Source organism: Myceligenerans indicum (assembly GCF_016742955.1).
Classification (GTDB): domain Bacteria; phylum Actinomycetota; class Actinomycetes; order Actinomycetales; family Cellulomonadaceae; genus Myceligenerans; species Myceligenerans indicum.
The window spans coordinates 1-16,799 of the sequence record NZ_JABBYC010000045.1 but is presented as its reverse complement, the minus strand read 5'-3'; the positions used below and the strand labels follow the sequence as shown (position 1 = coordinate 16,799).

General features: G+C 71.5%; 12 protein-coding genes. 7 read left to right on the top strand and 5 right to left on the bottom strand.

Annotation, left to right across the window (positions count from 1 at the left end):
- The first annotated feature begins 24 nt into the window (after positions 1-24).
- The 6 genes from HGK34_RS17920 (at position 25) to HGK34_RS17895 (ending at position 8,936) form a co-directional block, all read left to right on the top strand.
- Positions 25-1,512 (top strand): DUF3375 domain-containing protein, encoded by a 1,488-nt coding sequence (locus HGK34_RS17920; protein WP_201849926.1) that lies wholly within the window; start codon positions 25-27, stop codon positions 1,510-1,512.
- Positions 1,505-2,257, top strand: a complete 753-nt coding sequence (locus tag HGK34_RS17915; protein WP_201849924.1) for a DUF4194 domain-containing protein — start codon at positions 1,505-1,507, stop codon at positions 2,255-2,257. Before HGK34_RS17920 ends, HGK34_RS17915 begins: the two co-directional genes overlap by 8 nt.
- Positions 2,254-5,754, top strand: coding sequence for an ATP-binding protein (locus HGK34_RS17910; protein ID WP_201849922.1), 3,501 nt, complete (start codon positions 2,254-2,256; stop codon positions 5,752-5,754). Before HGK34_RS17915 ends, HGK34_RS17910 begins: the two co-directional genes overlap by 4 nt.
- Complete coding sequence (locus tag HGK34_RS17905) at positions 5,751-7,082, top strand: Wadjet anti-phage system protein JetD domain-containing protein (protein WP_201849920.1); 1,332 nt, start codon at positions 5,751-5,753, stop codon at positions 7,080-7,082. Before HGK34_RS17910 ends, HGK34_RS17905 begins: the two co-directional genes overlap by 4 nt.
- 266 nt (positions 7,083-7,348) lie before the next feature.
- On the top strand, positions 7,349-7,987 hold the full coding sequence (locus tag HGK34_RS17900; protein ID WP_201849918.1) for a hypothetical protein: 639 nt from the start codon (positions 7,349-7,351) through the stop codon (positions 7,985-7,987).
- A gap of 430 nt (positions 7,988-8,417) precedes the next feature.
- Complete coding sequence (locus HGK34_RS17895) at positions 8,418-8,936, top strand: hypothetical protein (RefSeq protein ID WP_201849916.1); 519 nt, start codon at positions 8,418-8,420, stop codon at positions 8,934-8,936.
- A 97-nt stretch (positions 8,937-9,033) separates the two neighbouring features.
- On the opposite strand, the gene HGK34_RS17890 is transcribed toward HGK34_RS17895, so the two are convergent.
- The 5 genes from HGK34_RS17890 to HGK34_RS17870 form a co-directional block, all read right to left on the bottom strand.
- Positions 9,034-9,753 (bottom strand): hypothetical protein, encoded by a 720-nt coding sequence (locus HGK34_RS17890; protein ID WP_201849914.1) that lies wholly within the window; start codon positions 9,751-9,753, stop codon positions 9,034-9,036.
- Positions 9,740-12,193 (bottom strand): hypothetical protein, encoded by a 2,454-nt coding sequence (locus HGK34_RS17885; RefSeq protein WP_201849912.1) that lies wholly within the window; start codon positions 12,191-12,193, stop codon positions 9,740-9,742. The genes HGK34_RS17890 and HGK34_RS17885 overlap by 14 nt, the downstream gene beginning before the upstream one ends.
- Positions 12,190-12,546 carry a DUF6507 family protein gene (locus tag HGK34_RS17880; RefSeq protein ID WP_201849910.1) on the bottom strand — a complete coding sequence of 119 codons (357 nt, stop codon included), beginning with the start codon at positions 12,544-12,546 and terminating at the stop codon, positions 12,190-12,192. Before HGK34_RS17880 ends, HGK34_RS17885 begins: the two co-directional genes overlap by 4 nt.
- Before the next feature lie 105 nt (positions 12,547-12,651).
- Entirely contained in the window at positions 12,652-13,683 is a 1,032-nt protein-coding gene (locus tag HGK34_RS17875; protein ID WP_201849908.1) for a ComEC/Rec2 family competence protein, read from the bottom strand.
- Positions 13,684-13,863: 180 nt separating this feature from the next.
- Positions 13,864-15,036 (bottom strand): HEAT repeat domain-containing protein, encoded by a 1,173-nt coding sequence (locus HGK34_RS17870; RefSeq protein ID WP_201849906.1) that lies wholly within the window; start codon positions 15,034-15,036, stop codon positions 13,864-13,866.
- 157 nt (positions 15,037-15,193) lie between these two features.
- On the opposite strand from HGK34_RS17870, the gene HGK34_RS17865 reads away from it, so the two are divergent.
- Positions 15,194-16,612 carry an exonuclease domain-containing protein gene (locus HGK34_RS17865; protein WP_201849904.1) on the top strand — a complete coding sequence of 473 codons (1,419 nt, stop codon included), beginning with the start codon at positions 15,194-15,196 and terminating at the stop codon, positions 16,610-16,612.
- Positions 16,613-16,799 lie beyond the last annotated feature (187 nt).

The following is a 16,799-nucleotide window of genomic DNA, read 5'->3' as shown; positions in this document are numbered from 1 at the left end:
TCGCGTCCCCGAGCAGGTTCCCGCGTGATCACCCGCGCCGAAGGCGCCTATCTCGGCGCCCTCCGCGCCTTCCAGGAGCCCATGCTGGACCTCCTGCACCGCCGCTATGCCCCGCTCGTCGTCTCTCTCCTCTCCCTGGTCTTCACCCCGGAGCGCCCCACCGTCCCGGTCGCGGACGCGCACACGGAGATCGGTGACGCCCTGGACCAGCTCCGTGCCCAGGGTTACGAGTTCCGCGACGAGGGCGCCCGCGCGATTCCGGAGGGCAGTGCCCGTGACCTGTGCCGTCAGTGGGCCGACGTCGGCTGGCTGATCCGCCGCATCGCGGAGGACGACGTGGAGGTCTACCAGCTCTCCGCCCATGCCGTCGGCGCCCTGGAGGTGGCCGGGCGGGCCGGCGGCACGCGCGCCCGCGTCTCGGAGTCCCGGGTCCGCACCCTCCTGGACGCCGTCGAACACCTTGCCCAGGACGCCGACCCGGACGTCCTGGCCCGCATGGCGCGCCTGGACGGCCAGATCCGCCGTCTGCAGGCGGAGCTGGACCGGATCCAGCGCACGGGCCTGATCGAGGACGTCCCCGACGAGGTCCTGCTGGAGGAGGCGGAGAACGTCCTGCACCTGGTCCGCGAGCTGCCGGCGGACTTCGCGCGGGTGGCGGAGTCGATCAAGGCGATGCAGCGCAGCGTCATCACGGGCCTGCGGCAGGACGAGCGCCCGTCCCAGGAGGTGCTGCGCGAGTACCTGGAGCGTGCCGAGCACGTGAGCGAGTCGACGCCGGAGGGCCGCGCCTTCGCGGGGGCGCTGCGCCTGCTGGGCGATCCGGAGCGGATGGACGAGCTGTCCGACCATCTCGACGTCGTGCTGCGGCACCGCTTCACCGAGCGCCTGCCGGCCGCGCAGCGGGGGGAGCTGCGCGACATCGCGCGCCGGATCGCCCGCGGCGTCGAGGAGGTGAACCGGACGCAGCGGCAGGCGTCCACGGTGATCACCACGCAGGTGCGCAACCACGACCCGCTGCGGGACCGTCAGGTCGACGAGCTGCTGCGGGAGGTCATGACCGGGCTCCAGACGTGGGTTCCGGACACCCGCCCCGGGCAGGAGGTGACGCCGCTGCGCCGCCTCCCGCTGCCCGAGGTCGGGAACCTGCGCCGCACGACGAACGACCTGCGCCCGCCGCAGCCGCCCGCCCCGCTCACCGAGTGGGACGACGACGCCCTCACCCCGGACGACGACTCGCGCGAGTGGGGCGGCCCGCACTACGCGCCGCTCACGGAGCACCTGTACTCCCTCGCGGCCGACGACGGCGCGGACCTCGCCGCCGTGTTCGCCTCGGCGCCCGCCGAGCACCGGCGCCCGGTCGACCTGCTCGGCCTGCTGGAGATCGCCGACCGGCACGACCTGACCGAGACCGACGAGGTCGCGTACGTCGAGGCGATCCGCCCGGACGGCACCCGCCGCCGGTTCGCCTTCGGCGGCGTGACGGTACGCATGAAGGAAGACACAGATGACTGAGGCCGACGAGGCGTCGAGGGACGACGGCGGACCGACCGCGGGCACGGATGCCGGCACCACCCCCGACTCCGGTTTCATCGACACCGTCTCGATGGAGGAGGACCCGCACGAGCTCTTCCCCGGCGACTCCGGCGGCATCCCCGACCCGGAGGTCCGCCGCGTCCTGGTCCGCCTCCTGCAGCGCCGCTTCCTGGTGGCGGACCGGAACCCGGCCCAGTGGCGCGTCCTCCTGGCGAACCAGCAGACCCTGGAGTCCCGGCTGCACGACCTGTTCGTGCAGCTCGTGGTGGACCACGAGCGCGGTATCGCCTACAAGAAGCAGGTGCGCTCCGCCGAGCTGGACGTGCCGATCCTGCTCAAGGACGACGCCTACAACCGCGCCGAGACCCTGGTGCTCGTCCATCTGCGCACCATCTTCCAGCGGGAACGCGGCGCGGGGGAGACCTCGGCCCGTGTGGACGTCGAGGAGATCGAGCAGACGGTGCTCACCTACTACGACGTCGACGACTCCAACCTGGCCGCCCGCCAGAACGAGATCCGGGGCGCGGTGCGCCGCCTCGCCAAGGAGGGCGTGGTGCACCTCGAGTCGGAGGGCCGCTACCGCGTGACGCCGCTGGTCGAGATCGTGCTCAGCAACGAACGCCTGGTCGAGCTGCGCACCTGGCTCGCCGAGCAGAACGGCACCGCTCCCGAGTCCGCCACCGGCGTCCTGACCCAGGAGCAGCCCGAGGAGGCCGCCCGATGACCATGATCGACACCCTGTTCGGCCTCATCCCGCAGGCCTCGACCGGGCAGCAGTGGGTCGCCCGCGACCTCCAGCTCGTCAACTGGGGCGGCTACGACGGCCACCACCGCGTCCGCCTCGCCCCCACCGCAACCCTGCTCTCTGGCGGCTCGGGCTCGGGCAAGTCCACCCTGATGGACGCCTACATCGCCCTGCTCATGCCGCACACGACGCCGTTCAACGGCGCGTCCAACGGCGGCGTCGTGGGCCGCCCGCGCGGGAAGGACCAGCGCAACGTCCTGTCCTACGCCCGCGGCAAGCTCGACGAGTCGCGGACCGACGGCGGCACCCGCCAGCGCGTGCTCCGCGGCGACACCCGCGACACGTGGTCCGCGATCGCGATGACCTGGGCCGACCAGTCCGGCACCGAGTTCACCGCCCTGCGCGCCTGGTACGTCCCCGCCTCCGCCCGCACCCTGGACGACGTCACGGCCCTGCGGGCGACGTACGACGGCGCGTTCGGCCTGCGTGACCTGATTCCCGCCGCCGAGCAGCGGCTCGCCGCCGGCCCGGTCAAGGCGGCCGGCCTGACCTCGTTCGACACCGACCGGGACTTCACCGCGCGGCTGCACTCCACCCTCGGTATCGGCGCGACGGGCAACGGCGCCAAGGCGGTGGGGCTGCTCGGCCGCATCCAGGCCGGACAGCAGATCACCACGGTGGACGCCCTGTACAAGGCGATGGTCCTGGAGGAGCCGGACACCCTCGCCAAGGCGGACGACGTCGTCGAACACTTCGACAAGCTGACCGGCACGCGCGACCAGATGGTCACCGCCCGGCAGCAGGTCACGGCGCTCGCGCCGATCCGCGAGGACCGCGCGTCGATCGACGCGGCGCAGGACCGCCTGGACGTCATCGAGCAGCTCGGATCGTTCGACGACGCCACGTCACCCGCGGCGCTGTGGCGGCACGAGCGGCGCCTCGGCCTGCTGCGCGCCGTCGAACGCGAGCTGCAGCGCGAGCAGCGCGACGCGCGGGGGAGCGTGGAGGACACGACGGCGCGGATCGCCGCGGCGCGGTCCGAGCTGGACGGCGTGCGCGAGACGCTGCGTGCGTCGGGCGGGGACCGGCTCGACCAGGCGAACCGGGAGCTCACGGGCGTCCGGTCCCGGCTCGGTGAGGTGCGGCGTGCCCGGCGGCGGCTCGACGACGCCCTGGACGTCCTCGACACCGCCGTCTCCTCCGAGGCCGAGTTCGCGGCCGTCGCCTCCCGGTCCCGCGCCGCACTGGAGGACGACGACGCCAAGCGGGTCGCCCGCGAGACCTACGGCGCCGCGATGTCCGCCCGCAAGGAGGCGCGCGACCACCTGGCCGGGCTGGAGAAGGACCGCGAGGCGGCGGCCGAGCGCACCGGCAACATCCCCGGCTACCTGCACCGCGCCCGGGCCGCCCTGGCCGACGCGGCGGGTATGACCGTCGACGACCTGCCGTTCGTGGGCGAGCTGCTGGAGGTCCGCACCGAGTTCGAGCCCTGGCGCGGCGCGTTCAACCTGGCACTGGGCGGGTTCGCGACCGTCATGCTGATCGACGCGGGGCGCCTGGCCGCGTTCCGCAAGGCGATCGACAGCGTCCCGACGTCGTCCCGCGTGAACTTCCAGGGCGTGCCCACCGGGCAGCAGGACACGGTCGGCCTCGACTCCCGCACCCTGCCCGGACGGCTCGACGTGCGCGAGGGGCCGTTCACCGGCTGGCTGAAGAGCGAGCTGCACCGGCGGTTCCCCTACGTCTGTGTCGACACCCCCGGACAGCTCTCGCAGCATCCGAAGGCACTGACCCGACAGGGGCAGGTGTCCGAGGGGAACCGGGGCGCCCACGGCGGCGACCTGCGAGGCAACGTTCTCGGGTTCACCAACAGCCGTCGCCTGGCTCATCTCGACGACCAGATCGACCGCGCCGCCCGCGACCTCGACGCCGCCGAGCAGCGGCTGGAGCAGGCCGAACTCGCCCTGAACCGGTACGACGACGCACGCGGCGCCCACGCCGTCGTCGGCGACCTGACCTGGGTGCAGGTCGACGTCACCGCCGTGGAGGCGGAGGAGGCCCGCTGGACGCAGGTCATCGACGAGGTCACCGGCGGCAACCCCGACATCGCCCGGCTCCAGGCGAAGGCCGTCGAGCTGGACGGGCGGATCGACACGCTCAACCAGGAGCTCGGCCAGGCCAAGGGGCGCGTCGAGGCACTGGGGGAGCGCTGGTCCGAGATCGCCGACGACGTCGACGCCGCCCAGCAGGCCCTCGACGACGCCGCAGGAACCGAACTGACGCAGGACCAGCGCGACTACCTCGCGATGCTGTTCGGATCGGCCGATGCCGATCGGCCCGGCGTCGACCCCGCCACCGGCGTCGACCCGGCCACCGGTGTCGACCCGGCCACCGGTGCCGGCGCGGGCACCGTCGCTGACGCGGCGGGCAACACCTCCACGGCCGCCGGCACCGGCACCGTCACCGTCACCGTCTCCGGTCACACCGCGCCCGCCGACGCGCTCGCCGCCTTCGACGGCGCACTCCGGCAGGCCGGCGCCCGCCTCGGAACGGACCGGGAGACGGCGCAGAACACGATCCGCACCGCCCGTGCCGCGCTCGCCAGAACGTTCGACACGTTCCAGCAGCGCTGGCCCGACCCGAACCTCGGCACCGACCCGGATGCCTCGTGGGCGGACTACGACCGCATCCTCACCGACCTGCAGACCCATGGCATCCACGAGCTGGAGGCCGAGTGGCGCAACAGCCTCCTGCGACTGTCCGGCAACGACCTCACCGACCTGCACAGCTCGCTGTCCGCCGCGGTCCGCGAGATCAAGGAACGCATCGGCCCCGTCAACGACATCCTCGCCGGCCTCCCCTTTGCCGACGACCACCACCGCCTGCGCATCGACGCGAGCGACAACCAGTCCGCCGTCGTCGCCGGATTCCGCAAGGAACTGCGCGCCCTGCGCGAACGCCTCGCCCAGGACGCCGACGAGCCGGAACGGGAACGGCGCTACCAGCGCATGGCGAAGATCGTGGACCGCGTCCGCCGCACCGCACCCGACTTCGCCGACCTCGTCGACGTGCGCCGCCACGTGCGACTCAGCGCCGAGAAGGTCGATCTGGAGGGCAACCACGTCGCCCTCTACGACCACATCGGCGAGAAGTCCGGAGGCGAGTCGCAGGAACTCGTCGCGTTCATCGTCGGTGCCGCCCTGCGCTACCAGCTCGGCGACGCCGGCGCCGAACGTCCCCGCTACGCCCCGGTCTTCCTGGACGAGGCCCTCATCAAGGCCGACGCCCGCTTCACCGGACGCGCCGTCGGCGCCTGGCGCGGCCTCGGGTTCCAGCTCGTCATCGGTGCCCCGAACGACAAGTACAGCGCGCTGGAACCCCACGTCGACCTGAAGTACGTCGTCCTCAAGGACACCACCGGGCGCTCGCGGACCAAGCCGGTCGCAGGCCTGGACGAAACGGCCCCGATACCGTGAGCCCGCGGCTCGTTCCGCCTCTCGAGGCGGGTGAGCAGATCGCCGCACGCCTGGCGCGTCGCTGGGCGGAGGCGGTCTGCGCCGAGACCGAGCAGGAAGAGGCAGGCGGCTCCGTGACTGCCGGCGGTGCCGCGGCGGACAGGGAAACGGACGCGGCGGTCGAGGGCGGTGCCGCGCAGCGCGGAGCCGCTCCCGTGTTCCAGGCGTCGCTGCGGCTCCGGCCCGGCGTGAGCTCGGGCGCGGCGGTGGCGCGGCTCGGGTTCGGGGCGTGGCATGACTGGCGCACCGCCTGGGACGAGGCTGCCGCGGAACTCGGTCCTCCGGCCGGTCCGGAAGCCTCGGTGGTGTCCGCGCGGGTCTCCGTCGAAGGAGTCACGGAGGATGCTCCCGTGGAACTGCGTGTCGCCGGTGTGGACGCGGCGCTCGCGCTGATCCGGTATCTCGGCGCGACCGGACCTGAGGTCGACGTCGAACGAGCCCGCCGGATCGCCCGGGCGCTGTGCCGCGCGCGGGCGAACCTCACGCCGGCGAACCTGCGTGCGGTGATGCGCCTGCCCGATGCGGAGATCGAGGTGCTGCTTGCCGTCGCCGGGTGGCTCGCGGAGCACCAGGACCTCAGCGCGTGGACGCTGCGGCAACTCCCGATCCCGCGGGCGCACTCGAAGTGGGTCGAGACGCACGGCGGGCTGCTGCGGGACGTCGTCGGGCGGGACGTCGGGCGTGAGGTGCGGCCGCGGCTCGCCGTCGTCCATCTGACCTACGTCGATCCTGGCTACCTGCGAGGCCGCGGGCGGCGCCACGACGCGTGGACCACCGGTGACGTGCATGACCTGGCGTATGTGCCGCAGAGGGTGCTCGTCGTCGAGAACCGTGATTGCCGGCTGTGGTTCCCCGAGGCGGAGGGGACGGTCGTCGTCGAGGGCGGCGGGAAGGCGGCGGCGTCCCTGCTGGCCGGGATCCCGTGGATCCGCTCCGCGGGCGACGTCGTCTACTGGGGCGACATCGACGCCGACGGGTTCGCCATCCTGGACCGGTTCCGCGGTGCGATGGCCGGGCCCGACGCCGACGGCGTGCCCGGGCCGCCGGTCCGGTCGATCCTCATGGACGGCGTCGCGCTGGGCCGGTACGAGCAGCTGGGCGTCGACCGGGATGCCTCCGGGCGGCCGATCAAGCCGTCGTCGGCTCGGCTGACGCACCTCACCGAGGGTGAGACGGTCGCGTACCACGCGGTCGCGACGGCGGGGGAGGCGCCCGTGCGGCGGATCGAGCAGGAACGGATCCCGGAGCAGGACGCGCTGGCAGCCCTGATGGCGGCCGACCACCACTGACCCGGCCTGGCAACGTTCCTGGCCTGGCAACGGATCGGCCACGCCATTCCGTTCGACCACGCCGTTACGGTGGATGGTCGCGCTCCCACGCAACAGAATGGCGTGGTCGACGAAAGGGGGCGTGGACCGAGTTTCGGGATATGTCGGGTGTGGGCGGGTACGGTGGCGTCGTCGGTGCCGCCGCAGGTGTGCGGACCCAGGATCGAGTGGTCGCGTCCGCGGGTTCCGGGGCGCGGCTGAATGCAGGAGTTTCGCGAGGGGGATTCATGATCCGTGCTGTCCGTGGGGCCCGAGGGGTCGGCAGTGCCTTTCTGGTGGCTGCCGTCGCTGTGGGCGTGGTCGGATGCGGGGTGGTGAGTGATGCGCCGCCGGCGGCGTCGCCGGTCGCTTCGGCGCCGTCCTCGCCCTCGTTCTCGTCGACGGTCTCGCCGACCCCGACCGATCCCGCCGAGGCGGCCGCGCAGGAGCGCATCGCCGACGCCGTACAGCGGTACAAGGAGTTCCGGGAGATCTACGACCGGCACCAGCGTGCCGGGACCAACGGCTTCTCGGAGCTGAACGACAACGGTTACCTGGCGGGTATGGATCACAGGGCTCGGTTGAAGTCCGTCTGGGACCAGTATGGCGAGCACAAGCTGAAGCTCATCGGTGAGGGTGAAGGCCTCGTATCGGTGGAGAACGCCGAGTACAAGAAGGGCGATCCTCTCGAGGCGGAGTTCACGGGCCATCAGATTGTCTTCGAGGCGTGCATCGACAACACAGGGACAGACGTCGTGACGCCAGACGGCACGTCAGTGCTGCAGGAGGGGGTTTCGCAGCGGGTGCGCATGCACGTGGTCATGGAGGGATTGCCGGCTCAGGTGTGGGGTGTCCGTGAGGCCGACGTAGTCAAGGAGGACTGCTGAGATGTGGCGTCCGGCAGCGGTGATCGTCAGCACCTGGCTGGCCACCATTGTGGTTTCAGCGCCGAGTGCTGGCGAGGCGTTTCAGTCCCGGTCCGCGGATGTTGACTGCGCCTTCTTCGACGAGAACGGCAGGTGTATCACTGTTGTCGACAGTGAGCCCGACGAAGTCGAGCACGACATCCCGGTGGGCGATCCAGGGAGCACGGCTCCGGCAGATCGACGCTGCTTCTCCGGAGAAGAGAGCGTTCCCTGCACAAGTGTGCTGGGGCGGTGGAACGGTTCGTGCTACGTGCAGCGCGTCGACCCGCAGCCGCCGAAGGACGATGCTGTGTGGGACGGGCATTGGGAGGACGACGACGGCGTCGTGATGCAGTGCACGCCCCATCTTTGCCTGCCTCAGCGGGGTGTGAAGCTCCCGGATGAGGATTGTTTGGGCAGGGAGTTGTACTGGGCCCCGTCCGAGGCTGCCGCTCCCGATCCTGTCGATCTTGCCCGTCGTGCGGTCTCGCGGATGGATTTCGCGGCGGTCGACATCGGTATCGTTCCTCAGGATGATCCCGATCATGTCGGCGTCGTGGGGATGCCGGTGTGGATGTGGGTGGAGAACCCGGCCCCTGCGACGGTGGGCCCGTTGGCCGAGTCGGTGTCGGCCGGGGGCGTGACCGTGACGGTCGAGGCCCGGATGGAGCGGGTCGTGTGGGACATGGGTGACGGCAACACGGTCTCGTGCACGGGACCAGGTACCCCGTACCGGGAGTCGTTCGGTGGGGAGGCCTCTCCGGACTGCGGTTACCGGTATGAGACGCAGGGGAACCCGTACACGGTCACGGCCACCTCCTACTGGACCATCCGCTGGGAGAGTGACGGTGAGGCAGGCTCGCTCCCGGTGCAGGAACTCACGGCCTCCACGCAGATCACGATCGGCGAGGTCCAGGTGCTACGCCAGTAGAGCCGCCGACGGGCGGCGGGATTGGACGCAGTGGTCGAGCGGTGGTTGGTCGGTTGCCCGAGGATGTCGGACACCGCCCGTTCGTGGGCGGGTCCGATTACTCGTCTCGTGGTGTGCCCGGGGCTTCGCGGCGTTTGATGTCGTCGGGCGTGTACTCGACCGTCACGTCGGGTTGCGGGTCGAACAGGCCGATCTTGGCATCGGCGAGGGAGCACATGCCCTCGTCGTCGGAGCGGGGGCGGACCGGGTCGACGGCGGCGGCCCCGAACTTCTTCTCGACGGTCTCGAGCTCCGTGTATCCACCGCCCCACTCGACCTTGCGCTGCCCACCTTCGATGGTGACGATCCGGTTTGCGAGACCGCCCCGCAGATCGGCTGGCGGTTCTGGGTTCTCGGGCGAGATCAGCCAGCTTCCCATGGCGACGGAGCAGATGGTGACCGTGGCGCTCTGACCGTCGGGTGCTTCCTCGACGTGCACCGGAATCATCGGCGTGGGGCCGGGTGGGTAGGCCCACTCCTCGTCGAGCGCCCTGTCTTCCACCGTGCCGAGATATATCGCCACGCTCTGCAGCGTTCCGTTGTCGTAGAGGGCCGGATTCGAGAAGTCTCGGGTGGCAGAGGCGATCTGCGCTTCGCTGTCGGCGGCTCGGACGGCCTGTACCCAGGGGTTGTCGTCAAGAGGGCTGTCGGGTGTGCCGTCGGGCCAGGCGATCTCGGGTCGTTCGGCGGGCGGTACCGCGCCGCTGCACCCCGCCAGGGTGAACGTGGCGGCCAGTGCACCGGCCAAAAGCCGGCGGGTGGGGTCAGTCGTCCTCAATTGGTGGGCTCCCGTCGGAGGCTCGTGCGTAGAAGTCGTTGTAGGTGCTCCAGTAGTCCGCGGCCACCTCGCCCGGCAGGTCCGGGTCGGTGACTCCCAGATCGTCGGCCAGGGTCTCGGCCGTCCGCTGCACCTCGGCACGCAGGTCGTCGTCCTGGGCGCTGTGCTCGGCCTGGGCTCGGGCCAGGTGCTGCGCCCAGGTGCTGCGGGCATAGTCATCGCCCTTGTCGACGACGGCTCTCAGGACGCGGTTGATCACGGCGCCGCGCGGGCCCTTGGCCTTGTAGGAGGTCGCCAGGTCTTCGATCCGGGCGACGACCCTCTCGACCGCCTCGTCCTGGCGGCGCGCGGTCTCTGCCTCGCCGCCGTGCCTGGCGCCGTCGATCACGGCCTGCAGGGAGCCCGCGCGCCGGATCGCCTTGTCCGGCTCGATGGTGCCGTCGCCTGCCATGTCGATCAGGGCGTCCTGGTAGCCGATCGCCGCGTTCCGTAGGAGTTCCGAGGACTCCGGTGTCGCGGCTGCCGCCGCGAACAGCTCGGCCGCCTCCGCGCGGGACACCTTCGGGATCGTCCGTTCCCCGGTGAAGCCCGGCAGGTGTTGCCCTTCGTGGTAAGGGTCCTCCCGTGGCGCGATGTCGCCCTCTGGTGACACGGTGCCCTGATCGGCAAGCCTCCCGATCGGAATGTGCGCCAGCTCGGGAAGCGACTGCACCAGGCCGCCCGACAGCTCGGCCGCTCCGAGAGCGGACATGTTCTCCGGCAGGAACGCGGGATTCGCTTCCAGGCCCTCGGCGACACGAGTCGTGACAGTAGCCACCTGCGTCCACGTGTCCGGATCGTAGTGGTCCCCGTCCAGCGGGCCTCCTTCGGCTCGCTGCGTGCCGGACCACAGGGCGGCCACCCCCTCGAACCCATCCCCGGACGAGGCCCAGTCCCGTGTCTGGAAGTAGTACCGCAACCGGGCCTCGCCAGCCGACCGCTGCGGGTCCCACTCATCCAGACCCTCGTCGCTCAACCACCCCAGCGCCGCCTCCGGATACTCCCCCAGCGTCCCCAGCACCCGCCCGGTCGGATCGTTGACCCGTTCGGAGTGCCTGCCGTGCCCCTGCTCGACGAGAATCTCTCGCAGCGGAGACATCGGCGGCTCGTAGTAGGCGGCGGGACCCTCCAGGTCGCCCCGTTCGAGCCGGTCCAGCTCGTCGGCCATCGCGAGGGTCAGGTTCTTGCCCATCGGGTGGTCGTGCTGGTCGGCGAAGAGGTAGCCCAGCTCCGGGCGCACGTACCAGCCGACGTCCTCCATGTCGCGCTCGGCGGCGAACTCGCGCGCCGTGGCCATGTCCCAGCCGGCCGAGACCTCCGACAGGCTCTCCCGCAGCTCGGACAGGACGGACAGCTTCTGTTTGCGTCGAGCTGGAGTCATGTCGCGCGGGCTGCTCACGCCGGCGACCCCGTTCAGCGCGGCACCGAGGCCCGCGATGCCCAGCCCGGTGAAGGCGTACTCCATCGCGGCCTTGTCCTGCCCGAACACCTGCAGCACCGCGTCCAGGGTGGCGACGTCGTCGTACCCGTCGGGGCGGTCGGTGACGTCCCGCAGCGCGTCGGCGATCCTGCCGCCTGCCACCGACGTATCCAGGTCCATCGCCTCGACGGCGTCACGCGCCGCTTCCTGCTCCCACGGAGCCAGCCCTCGCCACCACCGCAGGAACTCCTCGTCCGACGCGTTCTCGAACCACTTCCGGTCGGGGACGAACCCGCCGCGCGCGTCCCGGCCGACGGCGTCGATGCGGTCCAGGCCGACGGGCGCACCGCCCCGGCCGCCGACGTCGTCGGCCAGCAGCAGCCGTTTGGCCAGTTGTGCCTCGGCATCCCGGATCTGTTGCGTCACCCCCGCGATCTGCGCGACCAGCACCTGGTTCCGTTCGATCGAGGGACGGTGCTCCCGCCAGGTCAGCGTCTCGAACGCCGCCCCGAGCGCCGGCCCCACGCCGAGCCGGGCCGCCGGCGCGAGACCCGGGACCCGGACGAACGGCAGGTCCTCGACCGGCACCGGGATCCCGCACACCACCCCGTTGCGGAACGACGCCGCGTCCGCCTCCACGCTGCGGAGCCGCTGCTCCAGGGAGGCGCGGTCCTCGATGTAGGCGTCGACAGCCCTGACGGCCGTGTCGCACACCCTGGCCTCGAACATGCCGTCGCGGACCACCGGACTCATCGCACCGTGCAGGGCGGGTGCCTCAGGAGACTCGTACACCCCCTGTTCGCTCAGGCCGGCCCATGTCCCGGCAAGATCTTGAGTCAGCTCGCGTGTCCCAGCCCCGATCTGCCGGATCGTGGTGCGCATCTCCTCGGCCCACGGCAGGTCCGGGCGCCCGGGCCGGTACGGCCAGCACTCAGGATCGACGAGACCTTCGACGTCGGTGAACTCCGACCTCTCGGTCACGGCTCACCGTCCGGTACCGGCTGCGTACCTGCCCCCGCGGCAGCGATCGTGGCCTGCGCCATTTCCTCGTCTCCTGCCTCATAGGCGGCGAGTGCCTGTCGTGCGGCGTCGGACACCGACACCGCGCGATCGCGTACGGCGCGCAGCGCCGTGCGGCGCTCTGCGAGGAACCCTTCGAACGCGCCTGCCACCACGGGTGACACACCACGCGGCGCGTCACCCGCTGCCGCGTCGTCGATCGGTCCTCTCAGGTCCAGCGCACGTTCGGCGGCGGCGTTGATCACCGACTTCGCGCGCACCGGATCGATCTCGTACCGGGCTCCGCGATCGGGTTCGCCCGGCACGGGACTCATCGAGAACCTCACTCTGTCCCCCTGCGCTTCCACCCCTCGACCGTCCACCCGAGTAGACCTGCTCCGACACCCCAGGTCAAGGAAAGTCCCCGGCTCCGTCGCGTGCTACCCGGCGGTCACCACCGGGCTCCAGCCGGCACGGGGTCGCGCGCGATGGCTGGACCAGACGGCTGTCCCCTCGGTCGCGACCAGGGCCGCACCGCGTCGGCCGAGGGCGTTCGTCACCCTGGGCGAGGGGTGCCACGGGTCGGCGTCGGCCGAGCTCACGATCGCCGTGGTCGACGTATGGGGATCGTCCTGGGCGCCGATGAGGCGGTCGAGCAGGGTGGGGGACAAGCTGCGGCGGCTGCCGTGATGGGGCACCTGGAACAGGCTGATCGGTACGGTCCGGAATGTTCCGAGCAGGTTCTCGTAGTGGTCGGCGGCGGCGCCGAGCCCGCGGAGGCCGGCGTCGCCGGTGAACAGGAGCTGCCGGCCGTCACTTCGAACGAGGGTGATGACGGAGGTCTCGTCCCGGGCGCTCGTCTCCACGTCCTCGGCCAGACCCTCGCTCGGATATCCCCAGGCTGCCACGTTGCGCAACAGGTCACGCAGGCCGCCGGCCGCGAGAGTCATCGCGTGTCCCAGCGCGCCCGTCCGCGCCTGGTCCAGTTGTTCCGCGAGCAGGGACTCGTACAGGGTCTCGGTGGGTCCCAGGACGGTCAGTTGTCCACCGAACCGGGACTGCCCCAGGAACGGCTCCGCGACGGCGGTTCCCCGCGTTCGCGCGGTGTCGAGGAGAGAGTCGACCGCTCGGATGTCGACGAAGTGTTTCTGGACGTCGCGTGGCGAGGCGTGTCTCTTCGGCAGGTGTACGAGGAGCTCGGCGACGTCGAGCTCCTCGACGACCACCTGGAGGCCGTCGATGTGACTGGCGTCGGGGTGGGTGCTGATCGCCAGATCGACATGACTGGTCCCGTAGAACTTTCTGACGTGCTCGACGACCTGGTGCCCGACGGTCGCGAAGCCGGCGTCGATGACGACGACACGCTCGGCCTGTGTCGCGTCCTCGATGAAATGAATGGTGATGGCGTCGCCGTTCTCGGTGTTCGGCTCGCCCTCTGTGGCATCGACAGGCAGGAAATCGACCTCGTACACGGCTACCTCTTGGAGTTGTTGGTCGCCGCCCCCGCAAGGTTCAGAGTCGCATCCGGCAGGTACGTGTGCACGCCCGAATAGGGTGAAGACGGAGTCTTGCCCATTAGGGGCTGACTATTGGGCCTTACGGGGTGGAGTGATGGCCTGCCGATGGTCCGTGTTGTGGCCGGGAATCCTGGCTCAGGCACCGATGAGGCGAGCGACCTCCTCGCGCTCGTCGGGCAGCCCGACCTGCCGCCGTGCGCGGCGTGCGTTCCCGTCGCGCGGGTCCCACAGCGCGTCGTTCTCGACGAGCGCGCCCAGCACGGCCCGCTGAGGTTCGTCGAGGCTCGCGGGCGGCTCGGGCCGCGCACCCGGCGGGGCCACGACGCCGGGGAAGGTGGCTGCCAGGATCGGCCCCCAGGTCATGTCCGACCAGATCCCTCCCCGGGCGACGCGGATCGCGGCCAGGCACGCGGGAAGGACCTCGGCCGGCGTGATGTCGCGCGCCAGGAGGTTCGCCAGCAGGTCGAAGTGCACGCGGATGTCGAACCTGGACGGGGGAGAGTCGAACCACTCGTCCGCGGCCAGCGGGTCCTGGAGCAGGTCGACGAGGATCGCGGTCGCCTCGGGCGAGCGGGGCAGGGCCATGGCGGCGCAGGCACGGACCGCGGGGTCGTCGTCGGACAACCAGGCGGTCGTGTCCCCGGCCAGGTCCCCCAGGCCCAGGACCAGCCGGGCACGCTCGTCGCGTGCGGTGGCGGCCTTCAGGGCCTCGGAGAGCGGGGCGGTCATCGCTGCCTTGTCCTCCTGCAGCGCGGCGAGGCGGACGTAGGCGTCGAGCGCGGCGAGGCGCACGTCGTCGTCGGCATCGGTCAGGAACGGGCCGACGGCGGGCAGCGCGGAGGCGCACGCACCGGGCAGGGCCGCGGCTGCCTGCGCCTCCAGGTACTGGCCGACCTCCGGCGACCAGTCGTCGTTCTCCAGGTCGCGGAAGTACGCGGCGAGCTCCTCCTCCGACGGTGCGGGGACGTCGGGGAACTCGAGGTCCTGGCACCAGGAGGCGCTCTCGGCCACGGCGTCGATCCAGCCGAGCAGGCCGGCCAGGCGAGAACTGGAGTCGGGTGCCGGGCGGCGAGCGATGTCCTGGTCGAGCATCTCCGCCACCGCCCGCAGCGAGGGGGCGGTCGCCGGGTAGACCGTTCCCTGGTGCAGCACCGCCGAGTACAGGTAGTCGAGCGCGAACCCGAAGGCCTCGTCGTCGTCCTGCACCAGCGCGCGCAGGGATCCCGGGGCGTCGGTGGCGACCCCGTAGGCATGGGTCAGCCGGGCCCAGTTCACCTCGTTGATCAGGGACGACGTCGTGGAATTCATGCCGGGACCCTACCGGAGCCGGGATGTCGGCGAAGACGCTGTCCGGGCGGCTCGCGGGCCCGTGGCGCATCCACCCGCGGTCTGCGATACCGCTCCCTCGCCCTCGCGTGCCACGATGTCCTCCGTTCAATCGGCTGAGCTGGGATGAGGGGCGCGGGTGGCGGGATACGCGGTCGTCGACGTCGAGACCACCGGTCTGTTCCCGGGAGGGCGCGACCGGGTCGTGGAGATCGCCGTCGTGCAGGTGGCGCCCGACGGCGTCGTCGAGGAGACGTGGTCGACGCTCGTCAACCCGGGACGTGACCTCGGGCCGCAGCACATCCATGGCATCAGGGCGGCCGACGTGCGACATGCCCCGTCCTTCGCCGACGTCGCCGACCACGTGGCCCGGCTGCTGGAGGGCCGGGCGTTCGTGGCGCACAACGCGCAGTTCGACCGCCGTTTCGTGTGGCACGAGTTCGCACGCCAGGGGGTGGACGTGCCGCTGATCGAACCCACCTCGCTGTGCACCATGCGCACGGGACAGTTGCTCTCGCCGGACGCTCCGCGGTCCCTGGGCGGAAGCTGCCGCCATCACGGCGTCGAACTGCGCGACGCTCACGAGGCGATGTCCGACGCCAGGGCCGCGGCCGGGCTGCTGCAGGTGTTCCTCGACCGCGGATCGCGGCGGGTGGTGCCGGGCTGGGACGACGTCGTCGAACTGGCGGAGACCACCCCGTGGCCGGAGGTTGCGGGCGGGTCCGCGCCGCCCGTGGGCCGCGGCGTCTCCGAGCTGCGGGACGCGCACTTCCTCGCGCGGCTCCGTGCGGCGGGGGACCGCCCGATCGGCGCCCGGGCGAAGGAGCGGTACCTGGAACTGGTCGACCGCGCACTCCTGGACCGGCACATCTCGGCCCGCGAGCACGACCAGCTCGCCGTCCACTGCGCCGAGGCAGGAATCGGGCGGGCCGAGGCGGACGCGCTGCATCGCGAGTACCTCGCGTCACTGGCCGGCACGGCGTGGGCCGACGGCGTGCTCGCCCCGGAGGCTCGGACGGACTTCCGGGAGGTGGCGGCAATGCTCCAGGTGCCCGACGACGACGCGGAGCGGCTTCTCGCGGCGCCGCCCGGGACGACGGTCACGAGGCGCGGCACGACGGGGGCCGGACGTGCCGCGGCGGCTGCCGTGAGTGGCGCGACGGATGTCCGACCTGCTGCGGCGACCGCCGTGAGCGGCGCGACGGCGAACACCGGGCGCGCTGCGACGGCGAATGCCCGGGGTGGCGCGACGGCTCCCGAGCGCGGCGCCGCGACGACGAACGTCGGCGCGGCGGGATACGCGACCCGGCGCCCGTATCTCGCCCCGGGTGACCGGGTCGTGTTCACCGGCGCGATGCGTGAGCCGCGCGACGTCTGGGAGGGGCGGGCCCGAGCCGCCGGGCTCGTCCCGCATCCGACGGTGACCAAGGCGGTGCGACTGGTCGTAGCGGCGGACCCGGACTCGTTCTCGGCCAAGGCACGCAAGGCCGAGGCCTACGGAATCACGGTGGTGAGCGAGGCAGGCTTCGAACACCTGATCCAAACGCTGGCACGTTAGGGCTCGCCACCACCCGCCCCTCCGCCGCGCGACCACGACATCTCAGCTGGTGGTTACGCTCCCACCGACGAGAATGTCGTGGTCGGCGTCGGATCAGGGCCGGATCAGGGTCGGGGTCGGAATGTGCGGGGGTGGTGCTGTCTCTTATACACATCTCCGAGCCCACGAGACGGAGCTACATCTCGTA

What these genes read in the sequence shown, in the direction of transcription:
- HGK34_RS17870 (WP_201849906.1), bottom strand. Translation starts at nt 15,036, where the DNA reads ATGAATTCCACGACGTCGTCCCTGATCAACGAGGTGAACTGGGCCCGG.
- HGK34_RS17900 (WP_201849918.1), top strand. Translation starts at nt 7,349, where the DNA reads ATGATCCGTGCTGTCCGTGGGGCCCGAGGGGTCGGCAGTGCCTTTCTG.
- HGK34_RS17910 (WP_201849922.1), top strand. Translation starts at nt 2,254, where the DNA reads ATGACCATGATCGACACCCTGTTCGGCCTCATCCCGCAGGCCTCGACC.
- HGK34_RS17880 (WP_201849910.1), bottom strand. Translation starts at nt 12,546, where the DNA reads ATGAGTCCCGTGCCGGGCGAACCCGATCGCGGAGCCCGGTACGAGATC.
- HGK34_RS17915 (WP_201849924.1), top strand. Translation starts at nt 1,505, where the DNA reads ATGACTGAGGCCGACGAGGCGTCGAGGGACGACGGCGGACCGACCGCG.